Genomic DNA, 15,762 nt, shown 5'->3' with positions numbered 1-15,762 from the left:
TAGAAGGTACATTCAGTTAACCTTGGCTATTTATGAGGCGCTCCTAGCTTATATATAAAAAGTATGGGAAATAAACAAGTAGTTTTAGTCGTAGATGATGAGCCAGCCAATTTTGATGTCATCGAAATTTTGCTGTTTAAAGAGGGGTATGAGCTTTATCATCAAGACAACGGGGCAGATGCGATCGCCTCTCTTGCCACCATTAAACCTGACCTCATTTTACTAGATGTAATGATGCCAGACATGGATGGTATTGATGTATGTCAACAGCTTAAGCATGATCGTCAATGGCAGCATATCCCGATTATTATCATTACTGCTCTATCGGATAAAGAAGATCTGGCTCGTTGTCTGGATGCGGGAGCCGATGATTTTATCAGTAAGCCAATTAACAGCACCGAACTCAGAGCCCGCGTGCGATCTATGTTGCGAATTAAGTCGCAATACGATCGCATTCAAGAAACAATGATGTTGCGCGAAGAAATGATGCAAACGATTGTTCATGATCTTCGCAATCCCTTAATTGGGATCTTGTTAGGATGTGATTCTCTCAAAATTTTAGATCTGCCCGATCGCGCAAAAAGGAGAATTGCCCAAATTGGCAAAACTATCGAGCATATGCGTTTTCTGATCGATGATATTTTAACCATCGGTAGGATCGAGGCAAATAAACTGATTCTCAATCGCACTACGTTCGATATAACTGAAATAGCGAAATCAGCGATCGCTGATTTTGAGCCCCTCGCCATCAGTAAACAAATCCAATTTTTAGGTGAATTTGCCACGGAACCAGCATACACCTCTGGGGATAAGCAATTAATTCGCCGTGTATTAGACAACTTATTAGATAATGCAATCAAGTTTTCTCCACAGCAAAGTTCTATTACGATCAGGGTTGAATGTTTGCCCAAAAATCCTGATCGCCAAGATTTAATTAAGATTGAAGTAATTGATTGTGGTGTGGGCGTAAGCCCTGAACAAAAACAGGTAATCTTTGAAAAGTATGAAGTTGGTAATATTGTGTTGGGAGTCTCCCAAATTGGCTTAGGGCTGTCTTTCTGCAAAATGATGATTGAAGCGCACAAAGGCTTTATCTCAGTAACCAACAATCAACCGAAAGGTGCAATTTTTACTGTTTTGCTAGAGCGTGAGCATATTAGCTAATTAAAAACCAATAAGTATAGAACGGCGCTTTGCGCCGTTCTATACTTATTGGTTTTTATGTATTAACCAATCTGAATACAGATATAACAAAAAATTTGTATTAAGGAATGAAAATTAATTAAAACCAAAATTTGTTGGGGCGGGCGAAGCCCGCCCCAACAAATTTTGGTTTTAATTGCACAAGTTAATTAATTTTCATTCCTAAACCATTGACTGTAGATCGCTTTGACTGTCCAAATAAACTTTGACGATTGCCTATTAACGATAAATGGGTAACCTATGTAAAAACTAACAAAAGTATGACATGCATATTAGTCATCGAAGATGAAGACTTGATTCGCGAGTCCTTAGAAGACTTGCTTTCTGTAGAGGGGTTTGAGGTAATTACCGCCGAAAATGGGGAAAGAGGAGTGAGTCTGGCAAGCCAAAGACATCCTGACTTGATTCTTTGTGACGTAATGATGCCTATCCTCAATGGTTATGGAGTCCTCGAACAATTACGTCAAGACAAAACCTTGAGTACTGTCCCTTTTCTCTTTTTGACTTCGATGATGGATCGACGCAGTACTCGGAGAGGTATGGCTTTAGGTGCTGATGATTATTTAGAAAAACCCTGCACTAGAGATGAACTGCTAGAAGCGATCGCTGTACGTCTTGGAAAACAAAAAGCTATAGAAAAACGCTTTGAAGAGAAAATGGACGCTTTGCGGACTAGCATTACCCTAGCCCTGCCCCATGAGTTACAGACTCCACTTTCAGGAATTATGGGACTGTCAGAATTGATGATGATGCAAAGCGAAGAGCTAATGCCATCTGAAGTTCATGAATATGCTGAGGGTATTCATCAATCGGCTGAACGTCTCTATCGATTGATCCAAAACTATTTACTCTATAGCCGATTAATAGTTATGCGATCTCAAGGTATGACCAGATTTACATCGACATATCCTTGTAATAGCAAAATGATGATAAAAACTCTGAGCGAGCGTAAGGCAAAGTTATACGATCGCTTAGATGACTTAGAGCTAGATCTTGCAGAATTCGATCTCGCCATTTCGTCGGAAGATTTAACTAAAATTACCGAAGAGCTAATAGATAATGCATTTAAATATTCCCAAAAAGGTAGCAAGGTAGTCGTCAGCAGTCAGGTTACTGACAAAGCTTGGATATTCAATATCCACGATGGAGGGCGAGGTATGACAGATCAGCAAATTGCCAATATTGGTGCATTTATGCAATTTGAGCGCCAATTTTATGAACAACAGGGTATGGGACTAGGCTTATCGCTAGCGAAGATTTTAGTTGAATTTTATGCTGGAAATATCGATATTCAAAGCCAAGAAAATATGGGTACAAAGATCAATATCTCAATTCCTTTTTAGCAATGCAATGAATGTAGAGGCAATTCATGAATTACCTCTACATTCATCGGCACAATTAAAACCCAAAAAAACTGTACCGCCCGCTAAGCGGGCGGTACAGTTTTTTTGGGTTTGTGCATCGCATTGCTCAGTTCGCCAATAACCCAAAAAAGATATGATCTAGCTAGATCCATCTAGTCAGAAATAGCAAAATGTCGGTTGTCCCATCCCATCGTAAGGCAAAAGCTCTTGGAGATGTCCAGCGTCGCCCTGCCAAAGAACTGTGCAGCGAATGCGGTCTCTGTGATACCTACTATATTCATTACGTTAAAGAAGCTTGCGCATTTATCACACAGCATATTGATGAACTTGAAACACAGTCCCATGGGCGATCGCGTGATCTCGATAATGAACAAGAATTATATTTTGGCGTACATCAAGAAATGATCGCCGCCCGTAAAACTGAGCCGATCGAGGGCGCACAATGGACAGGAATTGTGTCAACACTAGCGATCGAGATGCTAGAGCGTGGCTTAGTTGAAGGGGTGGTCTGTGTGCAATCAAGCAAAGATGATCGCTTTAAACCTCAGCCTGTCATTGCTCGTACCCGTGAGGAAATTTTGGCAGCGCGGGTCAATAAACCAACTCTTTCCCCGAATCTCTCGGTGCTAGAGCAGATCGAGAAGTCGGGGATCAAGAGACTTTTAGCGATCGGAGTAGGTTGTCAAATTCAAGCATTGCGTACTGTCGAGAAAGAACTTGGACTAGAAAAGCTCTATGTATTAGGTACGCCTTGTACGGACAATGTGACGCGATCGGGATTGCAGAAATTTCTCGACACCACTAGCCGATCGCCTGAAACCGTCGTGCATTATGAATTCATGCAGGACTTTAATGTGCATTTCAATCATTCTGATGGTTCGACGGAGCTAGTGCCATTTTTCGGATTAAATACAAAAGAACTCAAGGATGTATTTGCCCCATCCTGCATGACCTGCTTTGACTATACCAATGCGCTCGCGGATATCGTGGTTGGCTACATGGGCGCAACTTTTGGCTGGCAATGGATCGTGGTGCGGAACGAGACTGGCAAAGAGATGCTGGAGTTAATTAAGGATCAATTGCAAACTCAGCCAGTAATCTCTAGTGGCGATCGGCGTGCAGCAGTACAACAGGGTATCTCGGCATATGACCAAGCCGTGACATTACCGATTTGGTTGGCTTGGATTATTAGCTTTGTGGTAAATAAGATTGGGCCGAAAGGATTGGAATATGGGCGTTTTTCCATTGATTCCCACTTTGTCCGCAATTATCTCTACGTGCGCCGCAACTATCCCAAAAAGCTAGAAGCCCATGTCCCCGAATTTGCTAAGCGAATCATCGCTCAGTATCAATTGCCCAAAGTTTAATATTCAGACAAGGGGCTTAAGCCCTTGTATCATTTATTGATCTACCTTGTTCATTTCTATAGCTGTCGCCAAGTGTACTAGGACATAAAACCCAAGAATTGGTTGGCGGCGCTCCGCGCCGCCAACCAATTCTTGGGTTTTGATTTGTCCTAAGACAAGTGACTTTTTTTGTTGACAGTCATTGAGATCTCCACAATATATCTCGGCTTATTTAGGGTAACCGATCATTTTTTAATTTTTGTTACAAAGAGAACGAATGTATTTTTTTATGAATATAGGAATAGGCGTATTTTGCGATCGCATTGTAGGGAAAGAGATGCATAAGCTCTCTCGGCTTACTTTATGCGATAAAATCCCAAGTTAATATACTATCTGCGCGATCGCAAAACATGATGTTTAGCTTTCTAAAAAGACAACGTGGTTTGCTAACTCCTGAATATAAGCTATGGCGACAGCAGTTTATGCAAAAGAGGCTGAGTTTAGGAATGCGAATAGCTTTCTTTTACTTTGCAACTTTACTGGGGGAACAACTTATCTATTTGTTAGTTAGATCCACGCAATTTTCTCAAATTTGGTTGATTACCATTCTTGTGAGTTTGACGGGGCTAATATATGGACTAAATTATCTTAAAAAATTACGTCCACCTTTACAAATTTCACTGATTTTTTTGAGTCTTTCTTGGACGATCACGATCTTAATTCAACTAGTCGATACCATTGGCAAGCAAGTTAAACCAGACATGATTTTAATTTGGTGGATGGTGACATTCTTCTCACAAGCAACTTTAGTCCCAGTACGTTGGCGATTTCATCTCATTTCTCAATTAGGCGGATTAGCATATTATTTTTCTGTGAACAGTGCCTTGGGTATAGAAATATTTCCAGATGATATACCTGCTATTTCTTGGCTTATTAATATTTTTTGGACTTGTTTTATTAGTAATCTCTCTGTCTATCTCTATGAGAAATTAGCAAAATCAGAATTCTATGCTCGCAGTACTTCCGAAAAGCTATTACTAAATATTTTGCCTGAATCGATTGCGATAAGACTCAAAGACGATGAGAATACGATCGCTGATAGTTTTACTGATGTCACAGTTTTATTTGCAGATATTGTCGGATTTACGCAACTTTCCAGCCATTTACCTCCTGATCAAGTCGTTGACTTCCTCAATCAAATTTTCTCGCGTTTCGATCGCCTAGTCGAAATTCATCAACTAGAAAAGATTAAAACTATTGGGGATGCTTATTTAGTCGTTTCAGGGCTTCCCTATCCACGAGTTGATCATGCTGAAGCGATCGCCAATATGGCTCTTGATATGCAAAAAGAGATGGATGAATTCAATCAAGAGACAGGCAAAAATCTCAGCATTCGCATTGGTATTCACACTGGGCCAGTTGTCGCTGGTGTAATCGGACTCAAAAAATTTGCCTATGATCTTTGGGGAGACACAGTAAATACTGCCTCACGAATGGAATCTCATGGCATCGCAGGCAAAATCCAAGTTAGCGAAGCTACCTACGATCGCCTGAAAAAAAATTATAACTTTGAGGAAAGAGGTGCAATTACCATCAAAGGAAAAGGAGAAATGACTACTTATCTATTGTTAGGTCAAAAAAATTCGGAGTCAGAAAAATTTTAATCCTGTTAGACTAGATAAGGCGCGAAATTTGCTAAACAAGTAATTTCATGCATAAACTTAACTCTTGAAAGACCTTCGGATAATTACCACTATGTTTTGGGCGGATAAATTTGCAGTAGATGCAAGCGGCGATCGCATTATAGTTAACGATTCCAAAACCCCCTCTGGGCGAGTTCATGTCGGCTCATTGCGCGGGGTTGTGATTCACGATGCCATTTATCGCGCCCTCAAACACGCAGGTAAACCCGTCACCTTCACCTACGGTGTTGACGATTACGATGCACTCGACACTGTACCCTACTATTTAGATCAAGCTAAATTTGCGCCTTATTTGGGGCAGCCTCTTTGTAATGTCCCTTCTCCAGAAGATACGGCGACCGATTATGCCAAGTACTTTATGGGCGAATTTCTAGAAGTATTCGAGCATCTAGGCGTGCGTCCTGAAGTTTATTACCTGCGCGATCTCTACCGTTCAGGCAAGATGAATCAATATATTGATTTATTCTTGAAAAATGCTCACCTTGTGCGCGAAGCATACAAAGAAGTCAGCAAAGCCGATCGCCCCTCCAATTGGTATCCCTTCCAAACCATTTGCGAAAACTGCGGCAAGATCGCGACTACGGTTGTCACTGACTACCAAGACGACAAAGTGTTTTACACCTGTCAGCCCAACGCGATGGAGTACGTCAAAGGTTGTGGTCATACAGGCTGGATCTCGCCCTTTGATGGCAATGGCAAATTGCCTTGGAAAGTAGAATGGGTTGCTAAATGGGAAGTCGTTGGTGTATCGATTGAACTCGCTGGTAAAGACCATTCCCAAAAGGGCGGCTCTCGCGATGTGGCGAACTCCATTTGTCGCAAAGTTCTCAAAAAGAATCCACCTACCCATGCTCCCTATGAATTCATTTTGGTGAATGGAACCAAGATGAGTTCTTCTAAAGGTGTCGGTTCCAGTGCTAAGGAAATCGCTGATTTATTGCCACCCGAACTACTCCGCTTCTTAATGTTGCGGACACAGCCTCGCAGTGTGATCAATTTCTCCCCTAATTACGAGACCATTACTCGTTTATTCCGTGACTACGACACCTTGATTGACAAATATCAGTCTGATACAGTCAAAGATGAAAAGGCTCTAGAAGATTTAGTTCCTTTAATCTATTCGCAATTGAATACAGATGAGCAAGTCTCAGGTTATCAAGCCTTTGATTTCAGTACCTTAATTTCCTTGCTGCAAATTCCTCACCTCGACCTCGAAGCCGAGATTGCTGCCAGAAGTGCCAATCCCCTCAGCGATCGCGACTGGGAAGTAGTACGCGATCGCATCCGTGCAGGTAAAAAATGGTTGCAAGACTATGCTGATGAAGAAGAGAAACTAGTTCTGTATCTAGACTCGATGCCTGAGAAAGCATCAACTCTCACCACTGAGCAAATAACTTATCTTGAAGCATTAGCGACTAATCTCGCTGGTGATGTTAACTGGGAAGGCGAAGAACTGCAAACGCTGCTATTCAGTACTTCCAAGCAAGTTGAAGTTTCTCAAAAGAGTGCATTTGCCGCAGTGTATTACACTTTCTTAAATAAGGAGCGTGGTCCCAAGGCGGGAAGCTTGCTTTCTTATCTGGATAAAGCATTTGTGATTCAGCGCATTAAAGATGCGATCGCGCTAAATCTCACAGCTAGTAAATCCTAAAAAAAGCGGCGTTTAGCGCCGCTTTTTTTAGGGCTTTGCAATACTTTAGACTGACCATAAGAGCATGTTTGAGAACTTTTTTTTCAGCGATAGGTTCATAAACAATCAGCTTTGATAAGTGGATGCACTAGCTCATCGGGGACGTGATTGCGTTCGATGTATTCGTTGATTTCTGATTGGTTGTCTAGGTAAAAGCTAAGGGCATCAAAGATTTGCGCGAGATTAAGATGTGGTAAGTGTAATGGAATCTCTTCTGGTCTAACTCCTAAGCGCCAGTTTTCAACGATCGCTCTAACGGGTGTTCTGGTTCCATTGATGATTGGTTCGCCTGAGAGGATTTCAGGATTGCGGGTGACATGGCGGGAGATGGTTGCTGTTTTCATGATGATTTATTTTTTGATTTGAACTGTCATGAATATTCTTGAAAGTCTTCTAGGGGTTCATCAAAGTCATCGGGTAATGGCAAGACGAATGTACCTTTTAATATACCTACTCGACGTTTTTGAATGGGAGATGGGGCTTGATGCTCTGCGTAAAGTAGCTCGTCAACTCGTTCGGATAGGTTGGTCATGTCACTGTCGCCCATGCCTATACATTTTGGGCGTTGTTTGCTTTTAGTCGGTTGATTATCCATGTGTCTAATGCAAAATTAATTGTCTACTAAACTTAGAATCTCTTTCACCTCTATGATAACGAGGGCTATATCAGGCTTATCTGCGCTAACTACATCGTTTGATAAATGTTTGTGATATGGAAAATTAGGCAGGTTGGGAAAATGTGGTGTGCTGTCGTAGCGAAAAATTAGTTGGTTATTCCCATCTTGAAAATGATAACGATAGTCAAGAAACTTTAAACTTTTGCCTTGTACGATAATAGCCTCATTGATTTCTAGTAAATGATTTTGGCTAAAACGTAATCTGAGGCGTAAGTTGACTCTACTAGAGCTTAAAACTTCTTCGTCATAATTTTCAATGTAAGCTTTGTTGCACTTTACGATTTCTCGCTCTACGCGATCTAGATAATCAGATAAAATTTTAGGCAGCATAGCTCAGATGTTGTTCTACTTCCTGACGCAAGGCGAGATAGTGTTGATAGTCATTTGCCCATTCGATAAATTCAATTTCATCTGATGTTTTTCCTTGGCGATATTGATGGAAAAATTCTTCAGAGTCGAGTTTGTGTTGATTTTCGTAGATGCTAAGTCTTTTGGCTACGGCGATGAGTGCATCGAGTGGGGATAGATAGGTAATGGTTCGTTTAGGCATAATTATTTCAGTGATTTGTTATTGAATGATTGCATCATTACTTTTTAGGTTTGGCTTCAAGTCCTGCTTTGAAGGCGGTAAGGAAGACTTCAACAAAATCATTTTTGGCAATTTTTTTGATGGCTTCAAATGCTCCTGCTTTAAATGCAGCAACTAGACGATCTTTAAGGGTTGGTTTGTTTTCTATCTCTTCCATTGCGGCGGCGGTGATGATTTCTTTACCTGCTTCGCTGGTGGGATCGGAGATTTGAGGGACGATTCCTAGCAGGATTTCATCGAGTTCTTTGGCTAGTTGTTGAGTGTTGGGGTCGTCTATGCCGTAGTAGTTGTTTTGTGTGCCAATGTCATTACCATGAACGTTTTTGTCGCCAGTGATAAACTCACCGATTTGACCGCCTGAAATACTAATCGAGATGTTGGGCTTAGATGTGTCTGACATATAGATTTTTTCAGATTGAATATTGACAATTGTATTACCTGATGAGGTGATATTTGAAGTGTTTTCTTCCTGCAAAGGTGTTTGGGCTATGTCATAGTTGTAGTATTTGCATCGGGCTTGGATGGCGGTGATGACTGAGATGGCTTGTTGACTGGCTTCTGTGGGGATGAGGGTGATGAGATGGGGGAGTTGTTGGGTGAGAATGGATAAGTTGCGATCGGCTTCAGCAATCTTGCCTAATGCCTCTGCTGCATTGCTTCGTACATCATTATCTGCATCTTTGAGAGCATGGATAAGAGGTTCTACTGCCTTTTCACTGCCAATCTTGCCTAATGCCTTTGCTGCTGTCCTTCGCCCATACTCATCTGAATCTTTTAGGGCTTGAATGAGAGGTTCAACCACCTTGTCATAACTTCTAATTTCCCCTAAAGTCTCTGCTGAACATCTACGAACATGATCATCTCCATTTTTGAGACCCTGAATTAGACCTTCAATAGCTCTGTCACTGCCAATTTTTCCTAAAGCCTCGGCTGCACTCCCACATAGATTAAGGTTTTGATCTTTAAGAACTTGAATTAGAGCTTCAACAGCTTCGTTACCACCAATTTTCCCTAAAGCCTCGGCTGCACTTGAACCTACATAAGGTTCTTGAGATTTGAGTGATTGAATAAGAACTTGAATAAGAGATTTGACACCTTTTTCACTATTGATTTTTAGCGATGCTTTCGCTGCACTCCAACGCACTTCATCATCTTGATCTTTAAGAGCTTGGATGAGTGTTTTGACAACTTTCTCACTTTTGATTTTTCCTAAAGCCTCTACTACAGTGACGCGCACCCACTTTTCTTCATCTTGGAAAGCTTGAATTAGAGGCTTTATGACTTTGTCATTACCAATTTTCCCTAGCCACTCTGCTGCTTTGATACGCACCCACTTTTCTTCATCTTGGAGAGCTTGACTTAGATACTCAATGGCTTTATTACTGCCAATTTTCCCTAGTAACGCTGCTTCTTGATCCGTATACAAAGTATTCCAAGAACTGTGGGATTTAAGAATTTTAACTAGAAGCTTAATAGCTTTTTCACTGCCAATTTCTCCTAATGCTACTCCTAATTCAACAATTGCATTAGCATTATAATCTGAAGAGTTAAGAGATTGATTGAGAGTATCAATTGCTTTTTTACTACCAATTTTGAGCAATGCTTTTGACGATTCATCAGCTAGATAGTAGCCTTGATGCAGAGCTTGACCTAGAGCATCAATGGCTTTGTCACTGCCAATTTTGCCTAATGCTATTGCTGCCTCTACACTCGCATAATCGACTTGTTCTTTAAGGATTTTAATAAGCGCTTTTATGGCTTTGTCACCGCCAATTTTGCCTAATGCAATTACTATTTCGCAACGTAAACTATCCTCTTTACCTTTAAGAGATTGAATAAGAGCTGCTATAGCTTTGTTGCCTCCAATTTTTCCTAAAGCCTCGGCTGCACTCTTACACACATCATCATTTTTGTCTTTGAGTGCTTGCATGAGGAATCCAATGGTCTTGTCATTGTCAATTCTTCGTAATGCTTCTGCTACATACTCACGAACTGTATAGTGGTTATCCTTGAAAGACTTACATAAAGGCTCAAAGGCTCTGTCATTCCCAATTTTTCCTAATGCTTCTGCTGCCTCGTAACGAATCTCGTAGTGTTCATCTTTGAGGGCTTGAATAAGAATTTCGATGGCTTTATCACTGCCAATCTTTCCTAATATTCTTACAACATCTTTTCTCACACTCCGTTCAAAATAGGATTGATCTCTGAAAAATTGTATTAGAGGCTCGATGGCTTTGTTGCTGCCAATCTCTCCTAATGCTTCTACTACTCTAATATCATATCTGGATTTTAGTGATTGAATCAGTATTTTGATCGCATAATCAGATCTTGTTTTCTCTAAAAGCTCGATCGCATATAACTTAGGGGTTTTCCGTTCTTCTATTTCCCTCAACAACAACCCAACCGTCTTCTCCTGAAACCCATACTTCACTGCCCCAGCCAACCTCGCCCCCAACCGCAAATCCACCTCCAGCGCCAGCCTTACCACCCGCACCGCCAGCTCCTCACCCTCCACCAACTCCAACATTAACGCCAAAGATTCCGTCCATTTCAAATAATTGAGATAGCCCTGCTGTAACCGCGCATCACTCAAACTCGGCAACAGCCCCAACAACCACTCCGCCGCATAATATTCCTGAATCAACTGATGCCGAAACTCAATGCGGTCATTGCTAATCTGAATCAAATGATGCTTCAGCAAATCCTCCAACCACCGCACCGCACAATCAGTAGGATATTGCACCTGATCTTGCAGAAACTCCACCAAAAACTGCTCCGCATCCCGCCGAGAAATCGCCACCTGCAATTCCGTCAGACTTTCGCCACAGGTCATCTTAAAAGCTAGATACTGCAACAACCGCCCCCACCATGCCCGCGAATCCTTCGATAGCGTCACATCCTGCTTAATCCTGTCCCCATAGCCCACCGTAAACGCCCGAAACACCATACCCAAATTCGGTGGAATCTGCTCCGACTGCTGAAACAACGAACAAAGCATCCATAACAACAAAGGCGTTTGCCCAAACTCCCGCAACCGTCCCGACAACTGCCGCAACAACCTCTCCCCCTGCGTCGGCAAATACGCCATCACAAACTGCTGCATCTGCGGTTCCGTCAAAGGCTGCATCTCTAACCGTTTCGCAATCCCCAAATCCCCACCCGCACTCAACTCCCGCGTTGTAAAGATCATCGGGCAAGTTTTTTGATAAAGCTCCCGAAATTTAATTGCCTGAGCGCGACCGCGATCCGAAGGCAACTCATTCCCCCCACCCACCAACAGCAACAACCGCCCCTGACGCAATAGCTGCTTAATCCCCGCCTCATCCAACTCCAAAGCAGGATCGTGCTTGTGAATAAAAGCAAGAATGCGATCGCATACAGACGACTCATTCGCCTCCGAGGGCAAATACCGCAACTCCACCAACACAGGAATTTTGGCTCTTGCGATGCTTAACGCATTTTCCGCCTCCTGCAACAACAACCTCGCCAAAGCCGTAGACTTCCCCGAGCCTGGTCTACCCACCAGCAACACATGATCCGCCGCATACTTACAGATCCCCTCCAACACAGGCAACCGCTCGATCTTTTCTTTCTTTTCGTGATCGCCTTCTGATTCTCTTTCCTGCTCAGCCTTTGGCGGCTCCACCGTCTGCACCATTAAGCCGAAATCAAAAAAAGCAGGTGCAATGCGATCGCGTTCCACCCGTTGCGATTCCCGTCCCGTCGCATCCGTCAGCGTATACAAGCGCCACCACTGCTGATAAGCGCTTACCACTGACCTTAAATAACCATCAAAACAAATCTCTGCACCCATGCCGTAAATCAATCCCTTAGGACATAAATAAACCAAGAACTCAAGTTCTTGGCTAAAAGCTCAAGTCCACTAAAGTGGACTACAGAATACTGTTAATTAACCCGTTTCAACGGGTTTGAGCTTTTAGCCCGCACTTGAGTGCAGGGCTATTGGAAAGTGATCTTATAGACTTCCGTTTGCATCCACAATATATTGCTCTCGTGCGGTAGTAGTCATATCTTGATTTAGGTGATACTCCCATACATATTAGCAACTTATACCTGAAGACTAATATTTAGAAAATGTATTTAGAAAATACGATCAGAAAATGCGATCGCCCGAACAATCGACCGAACAAACGTTAAGATACCGACGGGGATCTAGTCTGCTAGAATCAGGGCTAGGTATTTACCCTCCTACTTAGTTCATGCCCCACTCGTTGGGGATCATTTGGGAATCTTTTAGAGCCACGTCACCGCCATGATGCAATCGGAAAATCTTCGTCAACGTGCCGCCGTCTTGGGTTTGCAAGTCTTTAGCAAGCGCTCAGCCGTGCGGCTTGGCATAGTCACCCAAATCTGGCTAGATGTCGATCAGAGGCGAGTTGTCGGTATGACTGTCGCTGAGCGCTTCGTCCCAGGAACACCGATTGGCATTGGTGACACATTTTTCATGTCCCTCGATAACATTGACCTGCTGGGCCCAGATGCGATTTTGGTAGATGACGAGTCGATCCTCGAAGATATTTTAATTACCGAGCGCTACACCAACCTAATTAATAACGAGGTCGTCACTGAGTCTGGCGAATTACTGGGGAAAGTCAGAGACTTTAAGTTTGAGCCTGAGACAGGTAGTTTACAGTTTTTAATCGTTGCCTCCATCGGCAATCCGATTATTCCAGCGAGTTTAATCAGTACCTATGAGCTGGATGTGAATGAAATCATCGCTGTAGGACGCGATCGCATTATCGTCACAGAGGGCATGGAAGATCGCATGACCCAACTTAGCAAAGGCTTGCTAGAGCGCTTAGGACTTGGTAAAGCTCCTTGGGAAGACGATTTCGACGATGATTACATGCCACCATCGACAACAGTTCGTGACAATGCCCTGTCATCAGGTACTAGAAGCACCTATTCGCCACCACCACAGCAGCAACGCCCCGTCTATCGCCAAGAGCAATCTTGGGATGATGGCGATAACTGGGCAGAGGAGCGCGTCCCTGCTAACCCACCCCAACGTCGTCAAGCCAGAGCCGAAGCTCGCCCAGAGCCATCTCGCCCGATCGCACCGCCACCAGCGTCGATCAACAACTATGATGACGATTACGATGATTTTGAAGATGATTATCTAGACACTAAGCCTAATTTTCGTAACGAAACCCAACAACAAATCCGTGATGCTTGGGGTGAAACCAAGATTCCTGACAAGTCCAAACAACGCATTCCCGAAGAGGAATTTGACGAGATCTAATGCTACCCCGTGACCTCCTTAATCATGTTGAAAACAGAGAAACGATTAGCCGACTATTGGATTTAGGCGATCGCGCTATCCAGACTTGGGAAGTCGTGTGCAGCGATTTTTTGTCGCCGCCCGAAGTTGCTGAGGCATTGCGAGTATTTGGCAAAATGACCGAGATCCAATGCTTAGCATGGGGTGGTTACGAGCAAGCGGAACGCCAAAGATTAGCGATCGCTCGTAGTGAGTTGCCCCTTGATGTATCAATGGTCAGCCTCACCCCGATCTCGATTTCTGGTAATTTTTTGTTTGATACCGCTACCCATCGCGATTTTTTAGGTGCTTTGCTGGGCTGTGGCATCGAGCGCCAAAAGGTCGGTGATGTGAATGTCTTGGGTGAAAAAGGCGCACAGGCGATCGTTGTACCTGAGTTGATGGAATATTTGCAACTCCATTTCACTCAAGTCCGCACAGTTCCCGTTAAGGTAAATGCGATCGCTTGGGAAGAACTCAAAATTCGCATACCTGTAACTAAAGAACTCACTTCCACTGAAGCTTCATTGAGACTAGATGCGATCGCTTCTTTTGGTTTCGGAATGTCTCGCAGCAAAATGGTGGACTTGATCAACGGCGAAGATGTCCGTGTCAATTGGAAGACTATATCTTCGCCCAATTTTCAACTCAAAGCAGGCGACCTCATCGCAATTCGCGGCAAAGGACGAGTCACTATTGGCGAAATTATGATTACTAAAAAAGAACGCTATCGAGTACAAATGACGCGATCGGTTTAATGCCAATCAACATCAGAAAAGAGCATCAACAATTCATGAATTGTTGATGCTCTTTTGCGATCGCTACTAATTTTTAGGTTTCTGAGACTTTTTAGCAGAAAGCTTTTGTACCTGCTTAACTGTTAGTCCAGTTACTTGAGCAATAACGTCTACGGCAATGTTAGAGCAAAGCATATTCAGGGCAATTTGATTTCTTTCTTCAGCCTTACCTTTAGCTAAACCTTTAGCCTTACCTTCGGCTAAGCCTTTAGCCTTACCTTCAGCTAAACCCTCAGCTAAACCTCTAGCCTTACCTTCAGCTAAACCTCTAGCCTTACCTTCAGCTAAACCTTCGTGTAATATCTCTTGATAAATTACTGATTCTTTCATGATGTCGCTCCTGAGTAATCTTTTGATGATTTCTTTGCTTAGGGCTATACCAGATATTATAGCGGTCGAGGCGGCTACGTTACTTTGGAGTTGCTTATCGGCAATATTTTCGATTTGTCTCGCCACTTGCCTTAGGGTTTCTTCGGGGGTGCTGGTTTGGGATAGGGTGGCAAAGGGTAATAGCCCTTGATATTGCTGAAATATTACTGTTGGTTGTTCCCATAGTCTGATGACGTTGAATTTATGGCGTAGTTCTTCGAGACTAAATGTGGTTTCATGGACTAAGGGGGATTTGCTGGGGCTGAGATAGATGACGACTTGATGGACTTTTCTTTCGGGATATTTACGATACAGCCGCAGTCGGTAGTCGGTCATGCGGAAAGGGATATTTTGATTGGGCTCTGTTTGAAATTCGATATGCAGGATGATTTCGGCTGATTCGAGAAATATTACGGAGTCAGCGCGAATTGGTTCGACTGCGAGTTCAGATTGTTCAATTTTGGTTAGGGTGATTGGTTTGCCTAGTAGCCAACTGGCAAAGTCGCTGGAGTAGCTTTCTGCAAGGAATTTGCAAACGTTATCAATCATTTGAGCCGATCGGTTTAATGCTAAGAAAGTATGGTTATAAAAAAAATGACGAACCACCAAGTTTTTATCTTACAGCAAATACCGATCAAACCCGCCACAAAAGAAGCTAACTAAAAGGGTCGAAGCAGAGACCACAATGATGAAACCAATTAAGAGCATCTTCATCAGTAATAGAATTAATAGCCATAGTAATTG

At 42.9% G+C, this 15,762-nt stretch carries 13 protein-coding genes; 7 read left to right on the top strand and 6 right to left on the bottom strand.

Features of this window, described 5'->3' with window-relative positions; translation table 11 throughout:
- The first annotated feature begins 63 nt into the window (after positions 1–63).
- From PseudUWO311_RS12770 to lysS, 5 genes are all read left to right on the top strand, one after another.
- Positions 64–1,164, top strand: coding sequence for a hybrid sensor histidine kinase/response regulator (locus tag PseudUWO311_RS12770; RefSeq protein ID WP_142655623.1), 1,101 nt, complete (start codon positions 64–66; stop codon positions 1,162–1,164).
- 299 nt (positions 1,165–1,463) lie between these two features.
- On the top strand, positions 1,464–2,546 hold the full coding sequence (locus PseudUWO311_RS12765) for a response regulator (protein ID WP_142655622.1): 1,083 nt from the start codon (positions 1,464–1,466) through the stop codon (positions 2,544–2,546).
- Positions 2,547–2,737: 191 nt separating this feature from the next.
- Positions 2,738–3,934, top strand: a complete 1,197-nt coding sequence (locus PseudUWO311_RS12760) for a Coenzyme F420 hydrogenase/dehydrogenase, beta subunit C-terminal domain (RefSeq protein WP_142655621.1) — start codon at positions 2,738–2,740, stop codon at positions 3,932–3,934.
- Positions 3,935–4,323: 389 nt separating this feature from the next.
- Positions 4,324–5,577: an adenylate/guanylate cyclase domain-containing protein gene (locus PseudUWO311_RS12755; RefSeq protein WP_142655620.1), complete on the top strand. Its 1,254-nt coding sequence runs from the start codon at positions 4,324–4,326 to the stop codon at positions 5,575–5,577.
- 91 nt (positions 5,578–5,668) lie between these two features.
- Positions 5,669–7,267 carry a lysine--tRNA ligase gene (gene lysS / locus PseudUWO311_RS12750; RefSeq protein ID WP_142655619.1) on the top strand — a complete coding sequence of 533 codons (1,599 nt, stop codon included), beginning with the start codon at positions 5,669–5,671 and terminating at the stop codon, positions 7,265–7,267.
- Positions 7,268–7,362: 95 nt separating this feature from the next.
- Here the strand turns inward: lysS and PseudUWO311_RS12745 are convergent, their stop codons facing one another.
- From PseudUWO311_RS12745 to PseudUWO311_RS12725, 5 genes are all read right to left on the bottom strand, one after another.
- A complete protein-coding gene (locus tag PseudUWO311_RS12745; RefSeq protein WP_142655618.1) occupies positions 7,363–7,650 on the bottom strand; it encodes a DUF433 domain-containing protein in 288 nt (95 codons plus the stop codon).
- A gap of 26 nt (positions 7,651–7,676) precedes the next feature.
- Complete coding sequence (locus tag PseudUWO311_RS12740; protein WP_411729840.1) at positions 7,677–7,838, bottom strand: DUF2281 domain-containing protein; 162 nt, start codon at positions 7,836–7,838, stop codon at positions 7,677–7,679.
- 78 nt (positions 7,839–7,916) lie between these two features.
- Positions 7,917–8,312 carry a toxin TumE gene (gene tumE / locus PseudUWO311_RS12735; RefSeq protein WP_142655616.1) on the bottom strand — a complete coding sequence of 132 codons (396 nt, stop codon included), beginning with the start codon at positions 8,310–8,312 and terminating at the stop codon, positions 7,917–7,919.
- Positions 8,302–8,532: an antitoxin TumA gene (tumA, locus tag PseudUWO311_RS12730; RefSeq protein ID WP_142655615.1), complete on the bottom strand. Its 231-nt coding sequence runs from the start codon at positions 8,530–8,532 to the stop codon at positions 8,302–8,304. The genes tumE and tumA overlap by 11 nt, the downstream gene beginning before the upstream one ends.
- A 37-nt stretch (positions 8,533–8,569) precedes the next feature.
- A complete protein-coding gene (locus PseudUWO311_RS12725) occupies positions 8,570–12,421 on the bottom strand; it encodes a HEAT repeat domain-containing protein (RefSeq protein ID WP_142655614.1) in 3,852 nt (1,283 codons plus the stop codon).
- Positions 12,422–12,844: 423 nt separating this feature from the next.
- Here PseudUWO311_RS12725 and PseudUWO311_RS12720 point away from each other — a divergent pair, with 423 nt between their 5' ends.
- Positions 12,845–13,834, top strand: coding sequence for a PRC-barrel domain-containing protein (locus PseudUWO311_RS12720; RefSeq protein WP_142655613.1), 990 nt, complete (start codon positions 12,845–12,847; stop codon positions 13,832–13,834).
- Complete coding sequence (locus PseudUWO311_RS12715) at positions 13,834–14,610, top strand: photosystem II S4 domain protein (protein ID WP_142655612.1); 777 nt, start codon at positions 13,834–13,836, stop codon at positions 14,608–14,610. Before PseudUWO311_RS12720 ends, PseudUWO311_RS12715 begins: the two co-directional genes overlap by 1 nt.
- A gap of 66 nt (positions 14,611–14,676) precedes the next feature.
- On the opposite strand, the gene PseudUWO311_RS12710 is transcribed toward PseudUWO311_RS12715, so the two are convergent.
- Positions 14,677–15,567, bottom strand: a complete 891-nt coding sequence (locus PseudUWO311_RS12710) for an Rpn family recombination-promoting nuclease/putative transposase (RefSeq protein ID WP_142655611.1) — start codon at positions 15,565–15,567, stop codon at positions 14,677–14,679.
- Positions 15,568–15,762: the final 195 nt, after the last annotated feature.

This window comes from Pseudanabaena sp. UWO311 (genome assembly GCF_006937785.1).
Taxonomy (GTDB): Bacteria; Cyanobacteriota; Cyanobacteriia; order Pseudanabaenales; family Pseudanabaenaceae; genus Pseudanabaena.
This window is presented reverse-complemented; position numbering and strand designations above follow the sequence as displayed.

Excerpts from the sequence above, each read along its gene's own strand:
- PseudUWO311_RS12765 (WP_142655622.1), top strand. The coding sequence starts at position 1,464 with ATGACATGCATATTAGTCATCGAAGATGAAGACTTGATTCGCGAGTCC.
- PseudUWO311_RS12720 (WP_142655613.1), top strand. The coding sequence starts at position 12,845 with ATGATGCAATCGGAAAATCTTCGTCAACGTGCCGCCGTCTTGGGTTTG.
- PseudUWO311_RS12760 (WP_142655621.1), top strand. The coding sequence starts at position 2,738 with ATGTCGGTTGTCCCATCCCATCGTAAGGCAAAAGCTCTTGGAGATGTC.
- PseudUWO311_RS12715 (WP_142655612.1), top strand. The coding sequence starts at position 13,834 with ATGCTACCCCGTGACCTCCTTAATCATGTTGAAAACAGAGAAACGATT.
- PseudUWO311_RS12745 (WP_142655618.1), bottom strand. The coding sequence starts at position 7,650 with ATGAAAACAGCAACCATCTCCCGCCATGTCACCCGCAATCCTGAAATC.
- tumA (WP_142655615.1), bottom strand. The coding sequence starts at position 8,532 with ATGCCTAAACGAACCATTACCTATCTATCCCCACTCGATGCACTCATC.
- tumE (WP_142655616.1), bottom strand. The coding sequence starts at position 8,312 with ATGCTGCCTAAAATTTTATCTGATTATCTAGATCGCGTAGAGCGAGAA.
- PseudUWO311_RS12740 (WP_411729840.1), bottom strand. The coding sequence starts at position 7,838 with ATGACCAACCTATCCGAACGAGTTGACGAGCTACTTTACGCAGAGCAT.
- PseudUWO311_RS12755 (WP_142655620.1), top strand. The coding sequence starts at position 4,324 with ATGATGTTTAGCTTTCTAAAAAGACAACGTGGTTTGCTAACTCCTGAA.
- lysS (WP_142655619.1), top strand. The coding sequence starts at position 5,669 with ATGTTTTGGGCGGATAAATTTGCAGTAGATGCAAGCGGCGATCGCATT.
- PseudUWO311_RS12770 (WP_142655623.1), top strand. The coding sequence starts at position 64 with ATGGGAAATAAACAAGTAGTTTTAGTCGTAGATGATGAGCCAGCCAAT.
- PseudUWO311_RS12710 (WP_142655611.1), bottom strand. The coding sequence starts at position 15,567 with ATGATTGATAACGTTTGCAAATTCCTTGCAGAAAGCTACTCCAGCGAC.